At 68.7% G+C, this 22,742-nt stretch carries 18 protein-coding genes; 10 read left to right on the forward strand and 8 right to left on the reverse strand.

The window, feature by feature from the left end; translation table 11 throughout:
* The 7 genes from AB0E69_RS27455 to AB0E69_RS27485 all read left to right on the forward strand — a co-directional run bounded on the left by AB0E69_RS27455 (window position 1) and on the right by AB0E69_RS27485 (window position 9,169).
* Window positions 1-402, forward strand: coding sequence for a F0F1 ATP synthase subunit epsilon (locus tag AB0E69_RS27455; protein WP_360152011.1), 402 nt, complete (start codon window positions 1-3; stop codon window positions 400-402).
* Between the two features lie 101 nt (window positions 403-503).
* A complete protein-coding gene (locus tag AB0E69_RS27460) occupies window positions 504-935 on the forward strand; it encodes a DUF2550 domain-containing protein (RefSeq protein WP_360152014.1) in 432 nt (143 codons plus the stop codon).
* A gap of 193 nt (window positions 936-1,128) precedes the next feature.
* On the forward strand, window positions 1,129-2,043 hold the full coding sequence (locus AB0E69_RS27465) for a methyltransferase domain-containing protein (RefSeq protein WP_360152017.1): 915 nt from the start codon (window positions 1,129-1,131) through the stop codon (window positions 2,041-2,043).
* Window positions 2,044-2,157: 114 nt separating this feature from the next.
* A complete protein-coding gene (locus tag AB0E69_RS27470) occupies window positions 2,158-3,180 on the forward strand; it encodes an ABC transporter permease subunit (RefSeq protein ID WP_360152020.1) in 1,023 nt (340 codons plus the stop codon).
* Window positions 3,177-4,079, forward strand: a complete 903-nt coding sequence (locus AB0E69_RS27475) for a carbohydrate ABC transporter permease (protein ID WP_360152023.1) — start codon at window positions 3,177-3,179, stop codon at window positions 4,077-4,079. The genes AB0E69_RS27470 and AB0E69_RS27475 overlap by 4 nt, the downstream gene beginning before the upstream one ends.
* The gene (locus AB0E69_RS27480; RefSeq protein WP_360152026.1) at window positions 4,076-5,674 is read left to right on the forward strand and encodes an extracellular solute-binding protein; all 1,599 of its coding nucleotides are present in this window, start codon (window positions 4,076-4,078) and stop codon (window positions 5,672-5,674) included. Before AB0E69_RS27475 ends, AB0E69_RS27480 begins: the two co-directional genes overlap by 4 nt.
* Before the next feature lie 993 nt (window positions 5,675-6,667).
* Window positions 6,668-9,169: a DUF3516 domain-containing protein gene (locus AB0E69_RS27485; protein WP_360152029.1), complete on the forward strand. Its 2,502-nt coding sequence runs from the start codon at window positions 6,668-6,670 to the stop codon at window positions 9,167-9,169.
* Here the strand turns inward: AB0E69_RS27485 and fabV are convergent.
* Window positions 9,156-10,331: an enoyl-[acyl-carrier-protein] reductase FabV gene (fabV, locus tag AB0E69_RS27490; protein ID WP_360152032.1), complete on the reverse strand. Its 1,176-nt coding sequence runs from the start codon at window positions 10,329-10,331 to the stop codon at window positions 9,156-9,158. The genes AB0E69_RS27485 and fabV overlap by 14 nt on opposite strands.
* A 2-nt stretch (window positions 10,332-10,333) precedes the next feature.
* Window positions 10,334-11,620 (reverse strand): UDP-N-acetylglucosamine 1-carboxyvinyltransferase, encoded by a 1,287-nt coding sequence (gene murA, locus AB0E69_RS27495; protein WP_360152035.1) that lies wholly within the window; start codon window positions 11,618-11,620, stop codon window positions 10,334-10,336.
* Between the two features lie 49 nt (window positions 11,621-11,669).
* Between murA and AB0E69_RS27500 the strand changes: the two genes are divergently transcribed.
* Window positions 11,670-12,257: a cob(I)yrinic acid a,c-diamide adenosyltransferase gene (locus tag AB0E69_RS27500; RefSeq protein WP_360152038.1), complete on the forward strand. Its 588-nt coding sequence runs from the start codon at window positions 11,670-11,672 to the stop codon at window positions 12,255-12,257.
* Between the two features lie 419 nt (window positions 12,258-12,676).
* Here the strand turns inward: AB0E69_RS27500 and sppA are convergent, their stop codons facing one another.
* The 6 genes from sppA to AB0E69_RS27530 form a co-directional block, all read right to left on the reverse strand.
* Window positions 12,677-14,329 carry a signal peptide peptidase SppA gene (gene sppA / locus AB0E69_RS27505; protein ID WP_360152041.1) on the reverse strand — a complete coding sequence of 551 codons (1,653 nt, stop codon included), beginning with the start codon at window positions 14,327-14,329 and terminating at the stop codon, window positions 12,677-12,679.
* Window positions 14,330-14,397: 68 nt separating this feature from the next.
* The gene (locus AB0E69_RS27510) at window positions 14,398-15,252 is read right to left on the reverse strand and encodes a hypothetical protein (RefSeq protein ID WP_360152044.1); all 855 of its coding nucleotides are present in this window, start codon (window positions 15,250-15,252) and stop codon (window positions 14,398-14,400) included.
* Window positions 15,243-17,774, reverse strand: a complete 2,532-nt coding sequence (locus AB0E69_RS27515; protein ID WP_360152047.1) for a S8 family serine peptidase — start codon at window positions 17,772-17,774, stop codon at window positions 15,243-15,245. Before AB0E69_RS27515 ends, AB0E69_RS27510 begins: the two co-directional genes overlap by 10 nt.
* A 99-nt stretch (window positions 17,775-17,873) precedes the next feature.
* Entirely contained in the window at window positions 17,874-18,995 is a 1,122-nt protein-coding gene (locus tag AB0E69_RS27520; RefSeq protein ID WP_360152050.1) for a CU044_5270 family protein, read from the reverse strand.
* Window positions 18,992-19,621, reverse strand: coding sequence for an RNA polymerase sigma factor (locus tag AB0E69_RS27525; RefSeq protein ID WP_360152053.1), 630 nt, complete (start codon window positions 19,619-19,621; stop codon window positions 18,992-18,994). The genes AB0E69_RS27520 and AB0E69_RS27525 overlap by 4 nt, the downstream gene beginning before the upstream one ends.
* A gap of 144 nt (window positions 19,622-19,765) precedes the next feature.
* Window positions 19,766-20,098: a hypothetical protein gene (locus AB0E69_RS27530; RefSeq protein WP_360152056.1), complete on the reverse strand. Its 333-nt coding sequence runs from the start codon at window positions 20,096-20,098 to the stop codon at window positions 19,766-19,768.
* A gap of 157 nt (window positions 20,099-20,255) precedes the next feature.
* On the opposite strand from AB0E69_RS27530, the gene AB0E69_RS27535 reads away from it, so the two are divergent.
* Both AB0E69_RS27535 and AB0E69_RS27540 read left to right on the forward strand, forming a co-directional pair.
* Window positions 20,256-20,546 (forward strand): STAS domain-containing protein, encoded by a 291-nt coding sequence (locus AB0E69_RS27535; protein WP_360152059.1) that lies wholly within the window; start codon window positions 20,256-20,258, stop codon window positions 20,544-20,546.
* Between the two features lie 75 nt (window positions 20,547-20,621).
* Window positions 20,622-22,598, forward strand: a complete 1,977-nt coding sequence (locus tag AB0E69_RS27540; protein WP_360152062.1) for a protein meaA — start codon at window positions 20,622-20,624, stop codon at window positions 22,596-22,598.
* Window positions 22,599-22,742: the final 144 nt, after the last annotated feature.

Below are 22,742 nucleotides of genomic sequence, written 5' to 3' on the forward strand. Positions count from 1 at the left end.
ATGGCCGACGAGTCTGCCAAGCACCTCGAGGTCGCGCTGGTCGCGGCCGAGCGGACCGTGTGGCAGGGCCAGGCCAAGATCGTGATCGCCCGGACCACGGACGGTGACGTCGGAATCCTTCCTGGCCACGCGCCGCTGCTGGGCCTGCTGCAGGGTGGCACCGTGCAGGTGCGGACCGTCGACGACGAGTTCTTCGTCGCGGCCGCACCGGACGGGTTCATCTCGGTGGCGAACGACCGGGTCTCGATCCTGGCCGAGAACGCCGAGATGGGTCACGACATCGACCTGGAGGAGGCCCGGCGGGAGCTCGAGGAGGCGCTGGCGGCCGGCCTGGCCGACGCCGACGCCGACGAGGTGCGGCTCGCGGAGGCCCGCGTCCGGGCCGCCGAGCAGACCTCCTGACCGTGCTGCCATAATCGAACAACGTCACTTGGCAGTACGGTTCTCCGGGGTGCCCGGGGCAGTTACCGAACACTGGGCACCGGAAATGGGGTCGGCAAGGTATGAGGACAGTCCTCGACGTGGTCGGGATCTGTCTGGCTGCCGCCGTACTGTTCATCGTTCTCGTCGCGTTCCGCCGTCGCTGGTTGTCCAGGGACGGCGGAACGTTTGATTGCAGCCTCCAGCTCGCCGAGAAGGAGCACGGCCGCGGCTGGGCCCTCGGCCTGGCTCGGTACGTCGGCGACGACCTGCAGTGGTTTCGCGTCTTCAGCCTGGCCTGGTGGCCCAAGCTGGTCGTCAACCGCCGCCAGCTCGAAGGCATCACCACTCGCCGCCCGATGGGCAACGAGCCCCTGGTCACGTACGCCGGCCACGTCATCGTGGACGCCGACCTGCGCGACCGCACTGTCCACTTCGCCATGACCGAAGAGGCCCTCACCGGCGTCCTGGCCTGGATGGAATCCGCACCGCCCAGCACACAGACCTACCTGTAATTCGCTGGGCGTCCCGGTGGCTGGTATGCCACGATCGGGCGCATGAGCATGTTCTACCTCGCCGGCTAGCTTCCCGCTGGCCGGTTCGTGGTTTCGCCCGTGGTCAGCGATGCGGGAGCGGCTGTCTGGTCGCTCCCGAGCGCTCGCCGGGAGTTTGCTCATGCGTGCTGTCTTGGTTCGCACGGTTTCAGGTTTGGAAAGTTTGACGGCCGCCGAGGTGACGGCGGCCGGGCACCGAGTCCTCGAGATCTCCAAGCGCCAACTGATCGTCGAGGGTCTCGCGCTGGTGCAGGAGCCACCGCGCCTCGCCGACGACCTCTTCGTAGTCCACACCGCCCTACCCGACCCCGGTCACCGCAAGACTGATCTGCTGGCAACAGCCCGGGCCTTCCGGTTCGAAACAGCCCTGGGGGAGCGGCGCGGGTTTGCTGTCACGGCCTCGTTCGTCGGTGAGCGCAACTTCAACCGCTTTGATGTCGAGGACCTGGTCGGCTCCGCGCTAGGTGGCAGGTACTACTCGCGTCGAGACGGCCAGACCCCACCGGCCGACCGCGACGACTGGCGGGTCGTGCTCGACGGCAAGACCCTGTGGGTCGCGCGACGCCCGTACGACGTACCACTGCATCGGCGGCCGTGGCGACAGCAGACAGTCGTCGGCAGTCTGCACCCGCCCGTCGCAGCCGCCATGGCGCGTCTGGCGCGCCTCGAGCCGGGTCACCGCGTGCTGGACCCGTACTGCGGAGCCGGCACGCTGCTCGTAGAAGCGCACGCCCTCGAGCCGCGAGCGTCGTACGTCGGTCTCGATCGAGAGCCGACCGCGATCGCAGCAGCCCGCGCCAACTCCGCGGACATCAGGTGGTCCAGGAAGAAGGTCGACGGCTCCTTCGACCGGATCATCACCAACCCGCCCTGGGGCGTCCGGCTGCCGGCCGGTGACCTCGTCCGGCAGCTCGACCAGTGGCAGGTGAGCGGCCGCCTGGTCGCCATCGTCACCCACGACCAGGCGGCTCGGCTGAGCACGGCGTGGCGTATCGAGGAGCGGTACGACGTCTCGGTAGCCGGGCAACACGCCCGGATCGTCGTCGCGAAACGGCCGGTTCCGGACTGACGCACCGGGCGGGCGTGCGAGATCGGGGCGCGCACGTCAAGATCGGACAAGGGGGCCGGAAAGCGTTCTCCGACGGTGGAGAGCGGCGTACGACGACGACTGAGGAGTAGTCGCGTGGCCCGAACGAACGGAATTGTCAGATCCGAGAACGACCAAGCCGCCCTGGTCGACGTGACCGATTCCGGTCCACCAGGGCTCCCCGCACCGTCCGCCGGCTCCGGCGCGCTCTCCTGGTGGGCGCGCGCACGCCGCGACAAGGTGCTGCTGCTGATGGCGTTGCCCGGCCTCGCGCTGCTGCTCGCGTTCCACTACCTGCCGTTGTTCGGCAACCTGATCGCGTTCCAGGAGTACCTGCCGTTCGTGCCGCTCGGCCGCAGCGCCTGGGTCGGCTGGGACAACTTCGCGGTCATCTTCAACGGCGACGCGGAGTTCCTCAACGCACTGAAGAACACGCTGCTGATCACGCTGGTCCAGGTGGTGTTCGTGTTCCCGGCGCCGATCGCGCTGGCGCTGCTGCTGAACAGCCTGCTGTCCGAGCGGATCAAGCGCGTCGTCCAGTCGGTGCTGTACCTGCCGCACTTCCTGTCCTGGGTGATCGTGATCGCGATCTTCCAGCAGATCCTCGGCGGCAGCGGCCTGATCAACAACGTGCTGCGGTCGCACGGGATCGCGACGATCGACTTCCTCGGCAACCCGGACTCGTTCATCACGCTGCTGACCAGCCAGGTGATCTGGAAGGACAGCGGCTGGGGCACGATCCTGTTCCTGGCCGCGCTGACCCAGATCGACCCGGGGCTGTACGAGGCCGCGCGGGTCGACGGCGCGTCCCGCTGGCGGCAGCTGTGGCATGTCACGGTCCCCGGCATCCGTGGGTTGATCGTTCTACTGCTGATCCTGCGGCTGGGCGACTCGCTCACGGTCGGGTTCGAGCAGATCATCCTCCAGCAGAACCTGGTCGGCCGACCGGCCAGTGAGGTGCTGGACACGTACGTCTACAACAACGGCGTACTCGCCGGCCAGTGGGGTGTGTCCGCCGCGGTCGGTCTGGTCAAGGGCCTGTTCGGCGTCGCCCTGGTGATCGGCGCCAACAAGGTCGCGCACATCTTCGGTGAGGCGGGGGTGTACCAGAAGCCATGAGTACTGTCGTGCAGAACAAGGGTATTGACGACGTACCGACGATTCCGACCCGGTTGCTCAAGGGCATCGTGCTGCTGCTCTGTTGCACGCTGGTGATCGTGCCGTTCATCGGCGTGATCTCGACCAGCATCGCGAGCCAGCAACACGTGACGAACTCCGGCGGCTTTGTGCTCTGGCCGGACGGGATCAACCTCGCGGCGTACAAGTCGATCTTCAACGGCGGCGTGGTCCTGCAGGGGCTGCTGATCAGCCTCGTGATCACGCTCGGCGGGACGCTGATCAGCCTGGCCGGGTCGACCATGCTGGCGTACGCGCTCAGCCGGAAGGGCTCGTTCCTGCAGCGGCCGATGCTGCTGATCGTGCTGTTCAGCATCTTGTTCAGCCCGGGCCTGATCCCGAACTACCTGGTGGTGAAGGAGTTCGGGCTGCTCGACTCGCTGCTCGCGCTGATCCTGCCGACCGCGATCAACGGGTTCAACGTGATCGTGCTGCGGGCGTTCTTCCTCGGCATCCCGGAGTCGGTGACGGACTCGGCCCGGATCGACGGCGCCGGCGACTTCCGGATCTTCTGGTCGGTCGTCCTGCCGCTGTCCCGGGCCGTGCTCGCGGTGGTCGGGCTGTTCTACGCGGTCGGCTACTGGAACGCGTTCTTCAACGCGATGCTCTACATCAACGACACGGCGAAGTGGCCGTTGCAGCTGGTACTGCGGACGTACGTGATCAACAACACCGAGCTCAGCGGCGGTGATCTCGGCGGCGCGTCGGCCGACCAGCTGCCACCGCAGGAGTCGATCCAGATGGCGATCCTGGTGGTCTCGCTGGTGCCGATCCTGATCGTCTACCCGTTCCTGCAGCGGCACTTCGCCAAGGGGATGCTGACCGGGGCGGTGAAGGGATGATCACGCGACGAACGCTGCTCGGCGGATCGCTGGCGCTCGGGCTGACCGGCTGCGCGACCGTGACCCGCTCGACCGATATCGCGGCGCTGAACAAGCCGGTGACGTTGCCGGCGTACCGGCGGTTCGACGGGCCGAAGCCGGACCTGCCGCGCAGCCATCCGTTGATGCCGGACTGCTTCTACAAGTTCCCGGCGAACCCGCCGCGGGTGACCGACGGCGCACCGGGGGACGGGACCAAGCTGACCGGGACCGCGCCGACGTCGAACCCGATCCCGCCGTCGGCCGACCGGAACAAGTACTGGCAGGAGCTGAACCGACGGCTCGGATCGCCGCTCGACCTGACCATCACGTCGGCGACGGACTACGTGAACAAGTTCGCCACCGCGGTGGCCGGGGACACGCTCGGGGACGTGTTCAACGTGGAGGGCACGTTCGCGTACCTGCCGCAGTTCCTGGAGGCCCGGGCGCAGGACCTGACCGAGTACCTGTCCGGGGACGCGATCCTGGAGTACCCGTTCCTCGCGAACCTGCGGACCGAGTCGTGGCGCGGATGCGTGTTCTCGGGCGGCATCCGCGCCGTACCGATCCAGCGTGGGGTGATGTCGTCGAGCCTGCTGCTGGCGCGGCAGGACCTGCTCGACAAGCTCGGGGTGGAGCTCGGGTCGCCGACCGTGGACGACCTGATCAAGCTCGCGAAGGCGGTCACCGATCCGAAGCAGAACCGGTGGGCGTTCGCGTTGCCACCCTCGGCCGCGTTGAGCGCGATGCTGCGGATCCCGAACGGGTGGGAGGTGCGCGACGGGAAGCTGGTGAACGCCAAGGAGCTGCCGGAGTACAAGGAGATGATCGCGATCACCCGGCAGCTGCAGACCGCCGGGCTGATCCATCCGGACGGGGTGGCGAAGAACAACCAGAAGGTCTGGTTCAGCCAGGGGTCGGCCGTGCTGACCCAGGACACGTACTCGTCGATCCAGAGCTTCTACCGGCGGAGCGTGTCCCCGGGCTTCGCGATCTCGCTGCCGGTGGTGCGGGACGGCGACGGCAAGGTCGGGCGGTTCCTGCTCGGGTCGCCGAACAACTCGATCGCGGCGATCCGGCCGGGCTCGCCGGAGCGGACCAAGCTGATGCTCCGGATCCTGAACTGGATGGCGGCGCCGTTCGGCACCGAGGAGTACCTGTTCCGCAAGTTCGGCCTCCTCGGCCGGCACTACACCTTGAAGGGGACGGACCCCGTCCTCACCGAGACCGGCGGCAGCGAGGTCTGCCTCGGCGAGTTCCCGATCCAGTACCTCGCCGACGGCGGCTACCCCGTCTACTTCCCCGGCCACCCCGAGGGGGTCGACGTCGCCTACAACCACCTGAAGACGATCCTCCCCACAGCGATCCTGCCGCCCACCTACGGCCTCTACTCACCCACCCAGTCCACCAAGGGCAAGATCATGGACACCCGCCTGGACGCCATCACCAAGGACATCCAGCTGGGCCGGGCCGGCCTCGACTCCTGGGACGACGCGATGGCCAACTGGCGGAAGTCCGGTGGCGACTCGATCCGCGCCGAGTACGAACAAGCCCTCTCGATCCAGGGCAAGAGATAAGAGGAAGAAAAGAAAGGAAGAGACAGGGTATTCAAGCACAGGAAGAACAAGAGCGAAGGGAATCATAGGAAGAAGAAGAGAAAAGAAGAGAAGAGATTTTTAGAGTGGTGGCCGGCCTCGGCGGTCGGCAGAGGTTTCTGGGTGCTGTCTGCGTCTTCGAGGTCCACGAAGGCCGGCCCCAGACACCGGGCCCGACAGGGACGATGCGACTGACCACCTCCCCAAATCTCCATCCTTTCGGGTTGAGGCGGGTGGTGGCCGGATGTGCACGCCATCACAATCTGGAGCCTGTTGACGGCTGACCCCCACCCCGCCGACGACGAGGCGTTGGTGATGGCGCGGCGGTCCGCATCACCCCAAATCCTCGTGGTTACCGAGCACCTGGCGGAGCAGCGGACAAACTTCCAGCCAACCGGTGAGGCGGCGGCGACCTGGATGTTGAGTCCTTGGCGGAGGCGTTTGCTGGAGTAGTTGTGTTTGCTGTCCGCGCGGTTGCCGGTCGGCACGAGGGTTCCGTCGACGAGGACGTCGCGGTTTGGCGAACACCCTGACCAGGTCGGGTTCGTGCAGGCAGAGCACCTGGTCGAGCAGCGGCAGGATCGAGCCCGAGCACGGAGTGCTACCGCATCGACCCACCTGTATGAAGTTTTGTTGTCTGGTAACTCCAATTCTTCTATCCCGGTGGGTCGATGACCTCGCGGCGCTCACCGGAGCCAGCCGGCACTCTAAATCTGTCTTCTTTCTCTGATCCTTCTTTGTTCTCTTCCCTCGAAGGCGCAGACGGCACCCAGACAAACCTCCCGGCTGACCGCCGAGCCGGCACACCACTCTAAATCCCTTCCTTTTCTGTTCTTCTTCATCTCTTCCTGAAAGCGAGGAGGGACGATGGGAGCTGCGGGCGCGGAAGCTTGCGGGACGGGCAGGTGAGTGACTGATCGGCGGCGTGGGGTGCGGGTGACGTGGTGGTTCCGGGCGTGCGGGATGATGGGGGTGATGACGCTTACTGAGAGAGTGCCGGGGTCCGCGGGGCCTGACGAGCTGTTCGAGGCTTTTCAGGGCTGGGTGGGCGAGCAGGGGATTTCGTTGTACCCGGCGCAGGAGGAAGCGTTGATCGAGGTGATGACCGGGTCGAACGTAATCCTGTCGACGCCGACCGGGTCCGGGAAGAGCCTGGTCGCGACCGGGGCGCACTTCGCGGCGCTCGCGGAGGGCCGGCGGACGTTCTACACGGCGCCGATCAAGGCGCTGGTGTCGGAGAAGTTCTTCGCGCTGTGCGACGTGTTCGGGGCGGACAAGGTCGGGATGCTGACCGGCGACGCCGCGGTCAACGCGGGCGCGCCGATCGTCTGCTGTACGGCGGAGGTGCTGGCCAACGTTGCGCTGCGGGAGGGATCCGCGGCGGACGTCGGGCAGGTCGTGATGGACGAGTTCCACTTCTACTCGGAGCCGGATCGCGGCTGGGCCTGGCAGGTCCCGTTGCTCGAGCTGCCGGATGCGCAGTTCATCCTGATGTCCGCGACCCTCGGCGACGTCGAGCGGTTCAAGATCGACCTGTCCCGGCGTACCGGCCGTCCGACCGCGATCGTCGCGTCCGGCGAACGCCCGGTCCCGCTCGTCTACAAGTACGTCACGACGCCCCTGCACGAGACGCTCGAAGAGCTCCTCACCACGCACCAGGCGCCGGTGTACGTCGTCCACTTCACCCAGGCGGCCGCACTCGAACGCGCCCAGGCCCTGATGAGCATCAACGTCTCCTCGAAGGAGGAGAAGGAGAAGATCAACGAGCTGATCGGGCACTTCCGGTTCAGCAAGGGTTTCGGCCGGACGCTGCAGCGCCTGGTCAAGCACGGTATCGGCGTCCACCACGCCGGCATGCTCCCGAAGTACCGGCGGCTGGTCGAGCAGCTCGCGCAGGCCGGTCTGCTCAAGGTGATCTGCGGTACCGACACGCTCGGCGTCGGCATCAACGTGCCGATCCGCACGGTCGTGCTCACCGCGCTCAGCAAGTACGACGGACGCCGCCAGCGGATCCTGAAGGCGCGCGAGTTCCACCAGATCGCGGGCCGTGCCGGCCGGGCCGGGTACGACACCTCGGGCACTGTCGTTGTCGAGGCGCCCGATCACGTGATCGAGAACGTGAAGGCTCTCGCCAAGGCCGGCGACGACCCGAAGAAGCAGCGTAAGGTCCAGCGGAAGAAGCCGCCGGAAGGCTTCGTCACCTGGGGCGAGGAGACCTTCGACCGGCTGGTCGCGGCCGACCCCGAGGCGCTGCAGTCCCGGATGCGGGTCAGCCACGCGATGCTGCTCAACGTCATTGCGCGCGACGGCAACGCGTTCGAGAGCATGCGGCACCTGCTCCGCGACAACCACGAGGACTCCAAGGCCCAGCTCCGGCTGATCCGCCGCGCGATCCAGATCTACCGCACCCTGGTCACCGCCGGCGTCGTCGAACGCCTGGACGAGCCGGACGAGAACGGCCGGCTGCTTCGCCTGACCGTCGACCTCCAGAAGGACTTCAGCCTCAACCAGCCGCTGTCGACCTTCGCGCTCGCGGCGTTGGACCTGCTCGACCCGAACGACCCGTCGTACGCGCTCGACGTCGTCTCGATCATCGAGGCCACGCTGGAGGATCCGCGCGCGATCCTCTGGGCCCAGGAGCACCACGCCAAGGGCGAGGCCGTGAACGCGATGAAGGCCCAGGGCATCGAGTACGACGAGCGGATGGAGCTGCTCGAGGACGTCAGCTGGCCGAAGCCGCTCAACGAGTTGCTCGAGGCAACGTTCGAGATGTACCGGCAGACGCACCCGTGGATCGCCGACACCGGGCTGTCCCCGAAGTCCGTCGTCCGGGACATGTTCGAGCGGGCGATGACGTTCGGCGAGTTCGTCGGGTTCTACGGCCTGGCGCGCTCGGAGGGAATCGTCCTGCGCTACCTGAGCGACGCCTACAAGGCGCTGCGACAGACCGTCCCAGAGGCCTTGGTGAACGAGGACCTGTCCGACCTGGTCGAGTGGCTCGGCGAGGTGGTCCGGCAGACCGACTCCAGCCTGCTCGACGAGTGGGAGGAGCTCACCAACCCGACCACCGACGAGGTGGCCGTGCCGGTGCCGGCCGGACCGCGCCGGATCACCTTGAACACCAGGGCCTTCCGGGTGCTGGTCCGCAACGCCATGTTCCGCCGCGTCGAGCTCATCGCCCGCCACCGCTGGGCCGAGCTCGGCACCCTGGACGCCGACGCCGGCTGGGACGCCGGCCGCTGGGCCGACGCCGGTACGGCGTACTACGCCGAGCACGACTCGATCGGCACCGGCCCTGCCTCCCGAGGCCCGGCCCTGTTCCTCGTCGAGGAACACCCTGGCTACTGGGAGGTCCAGCAGATTATCGACGACCCCGAGGGCAACCACGACTGGCGCATCACCGCCACCGTCGACCTGTCCGCCTCCGACGAGGCCGGCGACCTCGTCCTGGAAATGGTGTCGTTCAAGCCGTTGTAGTGGGCCAGGGGATGTCGACCTCGGCTTCGGCGTCGTACTCCACGTTGGGTACGTCGAAGCCGTAGAGGCGGCGTACCTCGGAGAAGAACCAGGTGGTGTCGGCGACCTCGGCGATGTTGTCCTGGGTCGCTGACTCCCACTGGGCGCGTACTGCGGACTGTACGTCGTCCGTCAGCTCCCAGCGGTCGAGGCGGATGCGGCCCTCGTCGTCGAGGTCCAGCGGTGCCTCACCGGTCAGCTGGTCCCATAGCGAGATCGACTGCTGTACAGGGGTTTCCAGGCCGCGCACCTTGTGCAGCAGGCTGACGTACAGGCCGATGCCGGGGATGGCAGACGACGCTTGGGTGACGGCTGCGCCGTTGACTGAGGTCATGGCGGTCACGCCGTCCTTGGCCAGCTGTACTGCGGTCTGCTCGAGGTCCGCCTTCGCAGCTCCGATCGACCCCTGCCGGTAGATGCGGCCGGTCAGGTCAGACCCGATGTAGGTCAGCGCGACCGTGTTGAAGCCAGGCTTGAGCAGGTCGCGCTCCTGGAGCGCAACGATCCAGCGGGCCCAGTCCTCGCCGCCCATCACCTTCACGGTCTGGGCGATCTCGTCGTCGGTGGCCACGTCGATCGGCACCTCCTGCAGCACCGGCTCCCCGTCGTCGAAGGCGAGGCTCTTTGTGCTGTACGGCGTACCGATCGTCTTCAGCGCGGACTGGTACGTCTCACCGTTCCGCGGGTCGACCCGGCGCGGTGCGGCGACGCTGTAGATGAGGTGGTCGATCCCGCCGAGTCGTGCGGCGATCAGGTCGAGCACCTCGTCCTTGGTGGTGTCCGCAAACGCATCGGCGTTGACGAACGTCCACGACCGGCCCAGCTCCTCGGCGAGCGCTGCTGTCTCCGCAGTGCGGTACCAGCCGGCGCTGGCTGTACGACGAGCCGTGGCCGCCTTCTCGAAGGAGATGCCGATGCCGTCGACGCCGTACCGTGCCAGGCCCGCGATCGTCGTCGCCAGGCCGTAGCCCGAGCTGGAGCCGATCACGAGCGCGGTACGGCGCTCTGGTGTCCGCGGCTCGACCTGCGCGGCCATGTCCCGCACGATCCGGGCACACCCGGTCGGATGCGAGTCGAGGAAGAGGAACCCGCGCCCGACCGGCTTGATCACACGTTGCGTCATCGTCAGTTCCAGTACATCTCGGCGTCGTCGGGCTCGACCACTACATCGGCACCAAGCCGCCGCAGGTTGCCGGCGAAGTCCGTGTACCCGCGGTGCACGTGATGCGCAGCAGACACCAGCGTCTCGCCCTCGGCCGCCAGACCGGCCAGGACCAGCGCCGCACCCGCGCGGATGTCAGACGCAACCACCGGAGCTCCAGAGAGCCGCGGTACGCCGCGGACGACGGCATGATGCCCGTCCGTCTGGATCTGCGCGCCCAGCCGGGTCAGCTCCTGCGCGAAGGTGAACCGGCCTTCGAAGAGGTTCTCGGTCACCATCGCGGCACCGTCGCTCAGCGCGTTGAGCGCGATCACGAACGCCTGCAGGTCGGTCGCGAACCCGGGGTAGGGGAGCGTGACCACGTCCACCGGCTTCGGCCGGTCGTGCATCCGGACCCGGAAGCCCGGGTTCAGCACGGTGATCTCCGCGCCGGCCTTGTGCAGTTTGTCGAGCGGCAGTTCGAGGTGCTCGGCGTGCCCGTTCGTGACGGTGACGTCACCCTTGGTGATGGCGGCTGCGAATGCCCAGCTCCCGGAGACGATCCGGTCCGGCACCACGGTGTGGTCGACCGCGTTCAGGGGTCCGTCCACGCCGGTGATCTCGATCCGCGGGGAGCCGGCGCCGTCGACCTGCGCGCCCATCTCGACCAGCATCTTCGCGATGTCCTGGATCTCCGGCTCGCGGGCCGCGTTCTCGATGATCGTGGTCCCGCGGGCCAGCACCGCGGCCATCATGATCGTCTCGGTCGCCCCGACGCTCGGGAAGTCCAGCCAGACCTCGGCGCCGTGCAGGCCTTGCGGGGCCTCGGCGATCACGAAACCGTGCTCGATGTGGACCTTCGCGCCCATCGCCTCCAGGCCTGCGACGTGCATGTTCAGGCCGCGCGACCCGATGTTGTCACCGCCCGGCAGCGCCACCTCGGCCTTGCCGCAGCGCGCCAGCAGCGGGCCGAGCACCGAGATCGAGGCGCGCAGCTTGCGCACCAGTTCGTAGTCGCACTGGTGCTTCACCTCGCCCGGGACGGCGATCGTCGCGAGCCGTGCCTCCGCGTCCACCGTGACCGAGCACCCGAGCGTGTCCAGCAGCTGCGCCATGAACGTGACGTCGAGGATGCCCGGCACCTGCCGCAGCGTCGTCGTCCCTTCCGCCAGCAAGGCGGCCGCCATCAGCTTGAGCACACTGTTCTTCGCCCCGGCGACCTCCACGGCGCCATCGAGCCGTGCCTCACCCGCGATCCGAAACCGTTCCACCGGTCGACTGTAGCGTTTGACCGGCGCGCGCTTTGCGTAGAGTCCTGGCATGGCAGTGAACTTGACGCGGATCTACACCCGTACCGGTGACGCCGGCGAGACCCGCCTGGGCGACAACTCCACGACGTCGAAGACCGATCCGCGACTGGCGGCGTACGGCGAGGTCGACGAGGCGAACTCGGCGATCGGGGTGGCCATCGCGGCCGGCCACCTGAACAGCGCGATCGTGGTGCTGCTGACCCGGATCCAGAACGACCTGTTCGACGTCGGCGCGGACCTGTGCAACCCGGTCACGCCCGACCCGGAGTACCCGCCGTTGCGGATCACCCAGGACTACGTCGACCGGCTCGAGGGCTGGTGCGATGACTACAACGGTCGTTTGACCAAGCTCCGCTCGTTCATCCTGCCCGGTGGCACCGAGGGCGCGGCCTACCTCAACGTGGCCCGCACGGTGGTACGGCGGGCCGAGCGGGCCGGTTGGGTCGCGGTCGAGGCGCACGGCCCGTCGGTCAACCTGCTGGCGCTGACGTACCTGAACCGCCTGTCCGACCTGCTCTTCATCCTCGGCCGGGTCGCCAACCTGTCCTCGGGCGGCGACGTCCTCTGGGTACCGGGTGGCGAGCGCGAGCAGCCCTGACGATCGAGGGACCGGACGCAACCGATTCGACTGGTTTCGAAAGGGCTCTGCATCGTTGGACAAGCGCTTGATCTGGGTGGTTGCGTGGGTGCCTCGCACTCGTCCGAGGAGGAGCTTGATGGCACGAAAACACCTGCTGACCACCGCCCTCGCTGTGGCCGCCACCTGCACCGCAGTGGTCGCTGTGGCCGGCCAGTTCACTGCATCGCATTCACCATCGACAACCGCTGACCCAGCAGCCGTCGCATCCCGGCCAACTGATGCGCCTGCGGCCGTTGCGTCTCGGCCGACAGATGCGCCTGCGGCCCTTGCGTCTCGACCGACTGACGCGCCGGCAGTCGTCGCGTCCCGTCCCACCGACGCGCCGCGGGCCGTTGCGTCTCGGCCGACAGATGCGCCGGTAGCCGCAGGTCGCTGAGTCAGCTGACGGTCCAGGTCAGCGGCATCGTCAGCACGCCGGTCGGCGGGAGACCGAGCGCCGCGTAGATGCCGCTGGCCACCCCGTCCAGGCTGAGCGGCGGAGCGGTCACCGCCAGGTCGTCGGTCGTCGTCGGCGGGCGGAGCTGGCTGAGGAGATTGCGGTGCGGGACGGTCGTGACGGCGATCTCGTCCCGGTCCAGACCGGCCCGGTTACAGGCGAGGGTCAGCGCATGCTGGAAGCCGCCCAGCTCGTCGACCAGCTTGTGGCCGTGCGCGTCCGCACCTGTCCAGACCCGTCCACGAGCAAGCTCTTCCAGCCGCGCCTCGGGCAGTCCGCGGTCCTGCGCGGCCTTCGCGACGAAGTCCTGGTAGATGCGGTCGAGCGTCTCCTCCAGCCGCGCCCACTGCTCGTCGCTGAACTCCTCCTGCGCCGAGTACATCCGGGCGTTCGCGCCCTCGGACACGGCCTGCAGCGAGATCCCGATCCGGCCCAACGCATCCCGGACGACGCCCTTGCCGGTCAGTACGCCGATCGAGCCGGTGATCGTGCCCGGCTCTGCGACGATCACGTCGGCGGGCATGGCGACGAAGTACCCACCAGAGGCCGCGACGCTGCCCATCGACGCGATCACGGGTCGTCCGGTCGAGCGGAGCCGCAGTACCTCGTTGCGGATGGCGTCAGACGCGACGTAGGACCCGCCGGGGCTGTCGACGCGCAGTACGACGGCCTTGACGTCCTCGTTGTCCGCTACCGCCCGCAGGGCCGCGCCGACGGTGTCGGAGCCCGAGCCGGGGCCGCCCATGGGGCTGTTGGAGTTCCGGCCGACGGTGATGCCACCGGAGACGCGTACGACGGCTACGAGCGGCTTGTGCGGCCAGGGCAGCTGCCTGCGTAGCTCGTCGAGCGTGCGTGGCCCACGCCGTACGTAGCGCTCGGCCAGCAGGCGGTCGTCGTACTGCAGCTGCTTCTCCAGCTCGTCGTACACGTCCGAGCGGTACCCGAGCCGGTCGACCAGTCCGGCGTCCAGACCGGCCTGTGCGTGCAGCGGCGCGCTGTCGACGAGCTCGCGCACGCGGGCGGTGTCCAGCCGCCGCCGTACGGCGATGCCCTCGACGATCTGCTCGTACGCCGACTCCGCCAGCCGCGACGCCATCTCGCGCGCCGGCCCGGTCATCTCGCGCTCGGTGAACGTGTCCGCAGCGGTCTTGTACTCTCGCCGCTTACCGAACTGCGGAATCACCCCTGCCTTGTCCAGTGCACCCCGGACGAAGACAGCCCGCACCGTGACGCCAGTGATGGACAGGTCACCCGACGGCTGCAACCAGATCTCGTCGAACGCCGTAGCGAGGTAGTAGGGCACAGTGCCCTGACCGGACTCCCCGAACGACTCGGACCAGGCGACCGCAGGCTTCCCTGACGTACGGAAGTCGGCCACGGCTTCGCGCAGCTCCTGCACCTGGGCCAGCGACAGCTGCTGGCCGCCCAGGTGGGCGACCACACCGACCACGGTGTCGTCGCGGGCGCCCTTGCGCAGGGCGGCCACCAGTTCGCGCAGCGTCGGCAGGTGACGGGCCCGGAAGGCCGCCACCGGCGAAGCGGGCGGCGTCTCGAGTACGCCGCGGGTCAGGTCGAGCTCCAGCAGAGTCCCCATACCCCGACCCTAGACGGTCGGCCAAAGCCTGTCCCCGCCCAACTCCGCGGGCGGGGACAGAGCTGGTGTCAGCGCACTGAGTAGGCGTTGTGGATCGTCTGTTCCACCGCGTTGCCGGCGCTGTCCACTGCGTGCGCCCGCAGCGACACCAGCGAGCCTCCTGGCTGGTCCGTCTCCGCCACCCAGCCGTGGTCGGAGCGACGGACGGCGAGCGGGTGCCAAGTGCTGCCGTCATACGACGCCTCGATCGTCAGCGAGACAACGGCCCGCGGTACGACGCCGTACCGGTGCTCGACCGTCACCGGTACGTCGAAGCGCCCCGCCGGGGCTTGGTTGCGCTCGTCGAGCGCCGGCTCGTAGCGCACGGTCATCAGGGGCTGCGGCGTCGCCTTGCCGTCCGGCGTACGTTCCGAGCGGAACGTCCAGGCGGACTCGATCTCGGTGGACAGTTGGTACAGCTCTGCTGGACGCCGGACCGTCTTGGTGAGGACGTACTGAGCCTGCCCCGCCGGCAGCGCGAACACTTGCTGACCTAGCGCGTCGCTTGCTCCGACCGCTACCCCGTTCCGGGACAGCGAGGTGTGCTCGGAGTCGACGACAGCCAGGCCGAGCCGGTCACGACCACCGTCGGCGTACATCGGTACCGCGACGGTGAGGCTGTCACCGTCACGGAACACCCACGACTGCGGATCACTGGCCGGTACTCCGGCGCGGCTGTCCGGCAGGCTGGGCCCGAACACCGCTTGTTGCCAGCGGACCGGTGTGGTGCGACCGGCCGGGTACGCGGTCGGCACCGAGTCGACGAGTGAGGTGGTGTCGCCCTGGCCGTTGGCGTCCTGACGCCACACCTCGGTTTCGAAGCTCCAGCGCACCCCCTTGACCGCGTAGTACTCCTGACGGCGGAACGGCAGATTCATCTGCACGGCCGGTGAGAAGAGAAAGACGCCGCGCACCCGGCCGGCACGGTCGACTCCTGGCAGCGACGGGAAGCCGTAGTTGTTCGCGCGTTCGCCGGGGCTCCCGGCGTACGTCGCGTCCAGGCGGGCGAAGTCCTGCGGTGCAGTGGCCAGCACGGGGTGCTCCGGGAACCGGCCAGGCCAGGTGACCACGTCGTGGACAGGTACGGACTGTCCAGGTAGTAGTCGTTGTCGGGTGGCTGGTTCGGCGGCATCTTCGCCCAGACGGCCTGCGCGAAACCGGTGAAGTCCTGCGCGGAGCCGCCGGCGGTCGGTACGACGTACAGGTTCGGGGAGAAGCCCCGTGTGAGGGGGTTGATCACCGCGATCCCACCGACGAACGTCCCGGTGCCGAGCGGGCGGGTGTAGCCGACGCCGGCGCTGGCCGCATCGGCGCCCGCGACCGGGGCCCGCAGCGCGACCTTGACCGCCTCCCGGCCGTCGAGCACCAGGTCGCCAGGGCCGTCGAGGACCAGGTCGGGCTTCCCGAGGTACACGCCTTCGGCGTAGCCCTGACCACTGGGGTTGACCGTGCCGATGAAGGCGTCGACCGCGTAGCGGCCGCGCGGCAGCCGGACGGTGTCACCTGGCTCGGTGCGGTAGGACTCGAGCGTGTCCAGGTTGACGAACGTGGCCAGCCCCAGCCGGTTGTCGTCGTTCGTCACCGGCCGGCCGGCGCGATCCAGCAGCACCAGGCGGTGCTCGTCGGCCGCGGCCTCCTTGCCGACAGCAACGGTAGTGCGGATCGACAGGCCATTGCCAATAGCAACAAGCGTGCCGCCGTACGCGCCGTCCGGACCGGGTCTGGAGGTGTCGGCGGTGACGTCGACGGTGGCGGTGCCGTGCGCGGGGACGTCGACGGACCGGCGGCTCAGGCTGAACATCCGGTTCGGCAGGGCCAGCCGCAACCGCACCAGGTGCGGGCCCGCGTTGTGAAAGGTGACGGTTCCGCTGACCGGCTTGTCATCCGCGTGCGGGGACGTCTGCAGACCCAGGTTCAGCGCCGCCGGCGTCGCGATCACCTGCTGGCGGACGGCGCGTGCGACGTCCACCCGGCCGGTGCCTTGCGCGTAGACGTCCAGCCCGTCCAGGCCGAGGGCCGAGTTCATCAGGGCGGACTTGAGCTCGGCCGCTTTCCAGGTTGGGTGCAGCTGGGCGACCAGGGCTGCCGCACCGCTGACGTGAGGGGCAGCCATGGAGGTGCCGGACAGCTCGGCGTACGACGCGTTGACCGCGGACTGGCCGAGCGTCCCGGCGGCCCGCGCGGAGACGATGCGGTCGCCGGGCGCGGCGATGTCCGGTTTGACCGCGAGGTCGCCGATGCGCGGGCCGCGGCTCGACGTTGCGCTCAGGGTGTCGGACTTGGTCACCGAGGCGACAGCGAGCGCCGCGTCGGCGGCGGCCGGACTCCCTACGGTTCCGCTCCGACCGCGGTTGCCGGCGGCCGCGACGAAGAGCGTGCCTTTGCTCGCCGTCAGCGTGTTCACGGCCTGGGCGACCGGATCGGTGCCGTCCGACGGCGCGCCGCCGAAGCTCAGGTTGACGATCCGGGCGCCCTGGTCCGCCGCCCACTGCAGACCGGCGATGACGTCGGAGTCGCGGCAGAAGACGCTGCACACCTGCCCGACGAGCAGCTCGGCGTCCGGCGCGACGCCGCGGTACCGTCCACCGGACGCCGCGCCGCTGCCCGCGATCGTGGCGGCGACGTGCGTGCCGTGGCCCACCGAGTCGGTGGTGGCGTCACCGCCTTCGACGAACGACTTCGACGCGACAACCCGGCCCTTCAGGTCCGGATGGGTGGCGTCGTACCCGGAATCGAGGACGGCGACCTTGACGCCCTTGCCGGTCAGGCCGGCCCGCCACGCGGCCGGTGCGCCGATCTGCGGGACGCTTCGATCGAGAGTCGGCATCAGTCCGCCGTCGAGCCACACGTGCTCGACGATCCCGGTTCGGCTGGTCCAGGTCTTCCACAACGCGGCCGTTCGGTCCCGGGCCTGGTCGACGGCCACCGCGTCGACGAGGGCGAGTCGGCGGCTCACCGTCATGCCGGGTGGGAGCGCGGCGGCGCGGTGCCGGGCGTTGTACCGGATCAGCAGCGGCAGGTTCGGGGCGGAGGCGTCGTCGAGGTGGAGCGTGGCGAGCAGCTTCACGTCGAACAGGCGAGCGTCGAGGACACCCGCGGCAACCAGCGGTACCGCGTCGAACGGCAGTACCTCCTCCTTGTCGCCGAGGGTCGACTTGTGGAACATCATCCCGGCGCGCCCGGCACCCGGACGGACCTCGGTGCTGGTGACGCCACCTGGGCCCTGATGGACGATCACCTTGTCTCCGGTGATCAAGGTGAAGGTCAGCTCCGTGATCGCCGCACCGGCCCTGGCCCCCGCGGCGGGCCTATGGGTGTCCACGGTGGGCTGCGTGTGCGCGAGCAGGTCAGCAGCGGCAGGGTACGCAGTCGTGGCGATGACGGCGGCGGCGATGGTGGCCGCCACGGCGACTTTGGGGCGGAATCTGGGCAAGGGGGATCGGGCCTTTCCTGGCTCTGGGCAGGGGACGGCCTGGCGGCGGCCTGGGGAGGGCCTGTCGCCGGGTCACTTGACGGTGCGGGACGGGGGCGTCGGTCGGTCGTCCGTCCAGCCGGACTCGAGAACGACGGTCGAGCCGGTCTTGCCGCCGGTGACGGTCTGGCTGAGGAGGCGGCCGGTGGTCGGGTCGACGATGTAGGACGTGCCGACACCGAACATCACGGTGCGTCGACTGTCCGGCTTGTCCAGCGTCGTCCTGAGGGTGATCTCGGTACCGGTGCGGCCCAGCGGATCCTTGACGCCGGTCCGGATCCGCGCGCCGGGGAGGGCGGCGAGGACCCGCAGTGCCGCGCCCCGGAGCTTCGGTGGGGACGGCATCTCGAACAGCAACCGGCCGGCGGCGGCGAAGACGGTGTAGTCGACGTCGGCCCGGTCCGTGGCCGCGCCTGCCAGCACCTTCCGGAGCTGCGACGGGTCGGTCGGCAGCGCGGCGATCTGCTCGGCGCTGAGCGGCCGGTCGCCGGTCAGGTAGTACCCGGGCGGCACGTCCTCGAACGACATCCGATTCACGACAGGCTCGCCGTCGGTGGTGCTGATCGGGTCCTTCTCGTACGGGAGCTGCCACCTGGCGGGTGAGCCCTGAGCGCGCCAGCTGGCCAGGTCGTCGAGGGTCGCGGGCTGGTAGCCGAGGTTGACCCACCCGAACCAGGACTTCACGCCCGGCTTCATCGGCATCCAGCTCTCGGTGATGGACCGCCGCCGCAGCGTGTACTTCGGGTTGCCTACCTGGGTCGAGCTCAGGTGCAGGCTGCGGACCCGGAACCACTTGCCGGAGACCTTCTCGTTCGTCTCTTGCCGGATCGCCATCGCGATCAGCACCTTGGCCGCGGCGGTCAGGCGTGGTGTGGTCGGCGGCAGCGTGCTGCTGGGACCACCCGGGACTGCCTCGTCGGTCTTGTCGTGACCGACGAGGAGTGAGCCGCCCAGCGCGACCACGGCTACCAGCGCGGTGGCCGCTGTCACCGCGGTGCCGACCCATCCGGCGCGCCACCTGGCCATGAACCGGCGCCTGGGCGACCTGGCCGTACGGATCAGGTCCTGCACCTGCCGCCGCGCCCCCGCGGCGGCCTCGGCCGACGGCGGCTCCTGCTCCGGGAACGCCTTCCGCAGTACATCGAACTCGTTCACGACGGCTCCTCGGACGGGTTGGTGATGACAGCGCGGACGGCCTTGCGCGCGCGGGACAGCCGGGAGCACACAGTCCCGTACGCGATGCCGAGCGCTGCCGCGACCTCGTCGTACGTCAGGTCGCCGAGTGCCACGAGCAGCAGCACCTCCCGGTCCTTCGTGCTCAGATTCGCCAGTGCGGCCGCCAGCTCGCGGGAGGCGCCCTGTGCGGTGACCTGCGCCGCGATGTGGTCGTCCGGCGCACCGGACGGCACAGGTAGCGGCAGCTTGGCCATCGCCCGCCACGCGCGGACCTCGTCGCGGCGGTGCCGGCGGATCAGGTTGGTGGCGATCCCGTACAGCCACGCCCGCACGACGCCGCTCCGCCGGTCGAACCGCTCCCGCTGCCTGAACGCGATCAGGAACGTCTCCGCGGCCAGGTCGTCGGCCAGGTCGGTCCCCAGCCGGCGGGCGACGTACCCGTGGACCTGACCGAAGTACCGGTCGAAGATCTCGGCGAAGCGTTCTGGCTCCCGCACCGACGCCTCCAGTGCCCCTCCGTCGTCGTCCTCCGGTACGGCGGTGGGCCGCTGCCGGGCTACTTTCGACGGCAGGGCGACGGCCATGATGGCCAGGTCGGGCGTCATCGAACTCCTCGCGTCTGGTGAGCTCCCGGTGGGTTCACCCTGTTCTTGTCCGATGTCCCCAGCCCCCTTCTCGTGACGCGGTCGACCCGGGAGAGGACGCGCGAGAGCGCTCTCCGGAGGACACGTGCGAGCGAGAAGCCGGAATCAGGGGGCGTCGAGGAGCCCGCGGGCCGCTGCCTCGTCACGGGGCCAGACGTACACCGTCCAGCCCTCCTTGGTCCGGGCGGCGGTCGCCTTGATGCCGAAGTCCTTCAGCCGGGAGACCGTCACCCGGGCCTCGTTGTAGCTGGCGACGGTCCGGATGTCGGTCAGCAGGCCGAACGAATCGCGCTCGGCCGGCTTGGTGTCGACGCGGCGGACCAGCGAGCCGCCCTTGGCCTTCGAGAAGGCCCAGCGGCAGAGCAGTACCATCAGTCCGGCCAGGGCGAGAGCCACCACCGGGAACAGGAAGTACTCCTCGGCGAACACGGACACCATTGTCTCGCGAAAACAAAAGATCGTGAGGCCTTGGCAACCTTCCGTGTCTCCAGGGAGTCTTTACCAACACACGCTGCCTTGCGGCCGATCACTCGGGGGCCGCCGAAGAGCGGAGGGCACGGACATGCACGCACCGACCCCAGACAAGCCTGACAACGTGGTTCACCTGACCGGGATCCTGGACGTCCGCTCGGTGGGCGACGTCCGCCAAACGCTCAACGACCTGATCGACGCCTCGGACGGCGACGTGATCGTTGACCTGGAAGAGGTCGACGCGGTCGACGCCACCGGCCTCGGCCTGCTGGTCGCGACCCACCGCCGGACCCAGTCCCTCGGCCGCCAACTCGTCCTCTGGCACCCGATGCCGTCGGTCGTCCGCATCCTCGCGGTCACCCGCCTGCACCGAGTCCTGAACGTCGAGAGAACGCCGCTCCCAATCTCCGCTTGAGTGTGATCCACACCCCTGGTGACGCGAGTCACGAGGGCGGGACTCACAAGGTCACACGGTCCTACTCTCGGGTACATGGCGACCGATCGACCTTGGGTGATGCGGACGTACGCGGGCCACTCGTCCGCGGCGGAGTCGAACGCCTTGTTCCGCCGGAACCTGGCGAAGGGGCAGACCGGCCTGTCGGTCGCGTTCGACCTGCCGACGCAGACCGGGTACGACCCGGATCACCCACTCGCCAAGGGTGAGGTCGGGAAGGTCGGCGTACCGGTCGCGCACCTGGGTGACGTCCGGGCGCTGTTCGACCAGATCCCGCTGGCGCAGATGAACACGTCGATGACGATCAATGCACCCGCCATGTGGATGCTGGCGCTCTACCAGGTCGCTGCGCAGGAGCAGGGCGCGCTCCCGGACGAGCTGATGGGCACTACGCAGAACGACATCGTCAAGGAGTACCTGTCCCGTGGGACGTACGCCTTCCCGCCCGATGCGTCGCTGCGGCTCACCACAGACCTCATTGCCTACACCGTCAGCCATATGCCCAAGTGGAACCCCATCAACATCTGCAGCTATCACCTGCAGGAGGCCGGCGCGACCCCTGTCCAGGAGCTCGCGTTCGCGATGTCTACGGCGATCGCCGTACTGGACCGGGTTCGTGACTCGGGACAGGTGCCCGCAGAGCGGTTCGGTGACGTGGTGCAGCGCATCTCCTTCTTCGTGAACGCAGGCGTGCGTTTCATCGAAGAGATGTGCAAGATGCGCGCGTTCGTCGAGCTGTGGGACTCGATCACCCTGGAGCGGTACGGCGTGACCGATGCGCGGGCGCGGCGGCTGCGCTACGGCGTACAGGTGAACTCGCTCGGCCTGACCGAGGCGCAGCCGGAGAACAACGTCCAGCGGATCGTCCTCGAGATGCTCGGCGTGACGCTGTCGAAGAACGCACGGGCGCGTGCGGTCCAGCTGCCGGCGTGGAACGAGGCCCTGGGGTTGCCGCGGCCGTGGGACCAGCAGTGGTCGCTGCGGATGCAGCAGGTGCTGGCCTTCGAGTCCGACCTGCTGGAGTACGACGACATCTTCGACGGGTCTGTCGTCGTGGGGGAGAAGGTCGCTGCGCTGGTGTCCGGTGCCCAGGAGGAGATCGACCGGGTGCAGGCGATGGGCGGGGCGGTCGCCGCGGTCGAGAGCGGATACTTGAAGCAGGCCCTGGTCGCGTCGCATGCCGAGCGGCGGCAGCGGATCGAGTCGGGCGAGCAGATCGTTGTCGGCGTCAACAAGTTCGAGAACACCGAGCCGTCACCGCTGACCGCCGACCTCGACACCGCCATCCAGACCGTCGACCCCGCCGCCGAGGCCGCGGCTCTCTCGTCCTTGTCGGCCTGGCGTGCCGGACGCGACTCGGCGGCTGTGGAGCGTGCCCTGGCCCAGTTGCGCGATGTTGCCAAGGGCAACGAAAACCTGATGTTCCCGACCTTGGAGTGTGCCCGGGCCGGTGTCACCACCGGCGAGTGGTCCGCTGTCCTGCGCGAGATCTTCGGCGAGTACCGCGCTCCTACCGGCGTCTCGGGCTCGGTCGGCGCGTCCGGTGCCGAAGCCATCGCCGCGGTCCGCGCCAAGGTCACCGCAACTTCTGCCGACCTGGGCGGCCGCCTCCGTCTCCTGGTCGGCAAACCCGGCCTCGACGGCCACTCCAACGGCGCCGAACAGGTAGCGGTCCGCGCCCGCGACGTCGGCTTCGAGGTCATCTACCAAGGCATCCGCCTGACCCCGAGCGAGATCGTCGCCGCGGCGGTCGCCGAAGACGTCCACTGCGTGGGCCTCTCCATCCTCTCCGGCTCCCACATGGAGTTGGTTCCCCAGGTCGTGGCAGGCCTCCGCGAAGCCGGCCTCACGGATGTCCCGGTAGTGGTAGGCGGCATAGTCCCCGACGCCGACGCGAAATCGCTGCTGGCCGCCGGCGTCGCCGCCATCTACACCCCCAAGCACTACGACCTGACCACGATGATGTCCGACGTCGTCGACGTGATCCGCCGCGCGAACAACCTCACTGCCTGACCTCGCCGGGGATCACGCAGGGTGTTACAACGTGCTCGGTCTGAATTGATCGGCTGATGCTGTGGCGAGAGTGAATGGGGTCGGGCCGGCGGGGGCACCTGGTTGGTTCGTGTGGATTGCCGGGAACTCCTGCGTTACTCGCGG

Source organism: Kribbella sp. NPDC026611 (assembly GCF_040638345.1).
GTDB lineage: Bacteria > Actinomycetota > Actinomycetes > Propionibacteriales > Kribbellaceae > Kribbella.

Excerpts from the sequence above, each read along its gene's own strand:
- AB0E69_RS27530 (WP_360152056.1), bottom strand. The coding sequence starts at position 20,098 with ATGGTGTCCGTGTTCGCCGAGGAGTACTTCCTGTTCCCGGTGGTGGCT.
- AB0E69_RS27480 (WP_360152026.1), top strand. The coding sequence starts at position 4,076 with ATGATCACGCGACGAACGCTGCTCGGCGGATCGCTGGCGCTCGGGCTG.
- AB0E69_RS27460 (WP_360152014.1), top strand. The coding sequence starts at position 504 with ATGAGGACAGTCCTCGACGTGGTCGGGATCTGTCTGGCTGCCGCCGTA.
- AB0E69_RS27455 (WP_360152011.1), top strand. The coding sequence starts at position 1 with ATGGCCGACGAGTCTGCCAAGCACCTCGAGGTCGCGCTGGTCGCGGCC.
- AB0E69_RS27500 (WP_360152038.1), top strand. The coding sequence starts at position 11,670 with ATGGCAGTGAACTTGACGCGGATCTACACCCGTACCGGTGACGCCGGC.
- AB0E69_RS27485 (WP_360152029.1), top strand. The coding sequence starts at position 6,668 with ATGACGCTTACTGAGAGAGTGCCGGGGTCCGCGGGGCCTGACGAGCTG.
- AB0E69_RS27475 (WP_360152023.1), top strand. The coding sequence starts at position 3,177 with ATGAGTACTGTCGTGCAGAACAAGGGTATTGACGACGTACCGACGATT.
- AB0E69_RS27540 (WP_360152062.1), top strand. The coding sequence starts at position 20,622 with ATGGCGACCGATCGACCTTGGGTGATGCGGACGTACGCGGGCCACTCG.
- sppA (WP_360152041.1), bottom strand. The coding sequence starts at position 14,329 with ATGGGGACTCTGCTGGAGCTCGACCTGACCCGCGGCGTACTCGAGACG.
- AB0E69_RS27525 (WP_360152053.1), bottom strand. The coding sequence starts at position 19,621 with ATGACGCCCGACCTGGCCATCATGGCCGTCGCCCTGCCGTCGAAAGTA.
- fabV (WP_360152032.1), bottom strand. The coding sequence starts at position 10,331 with ATGACGCAACGTGTGATCAAGCCGGTCGGGCGCGGGTTCCTCTTCCTC.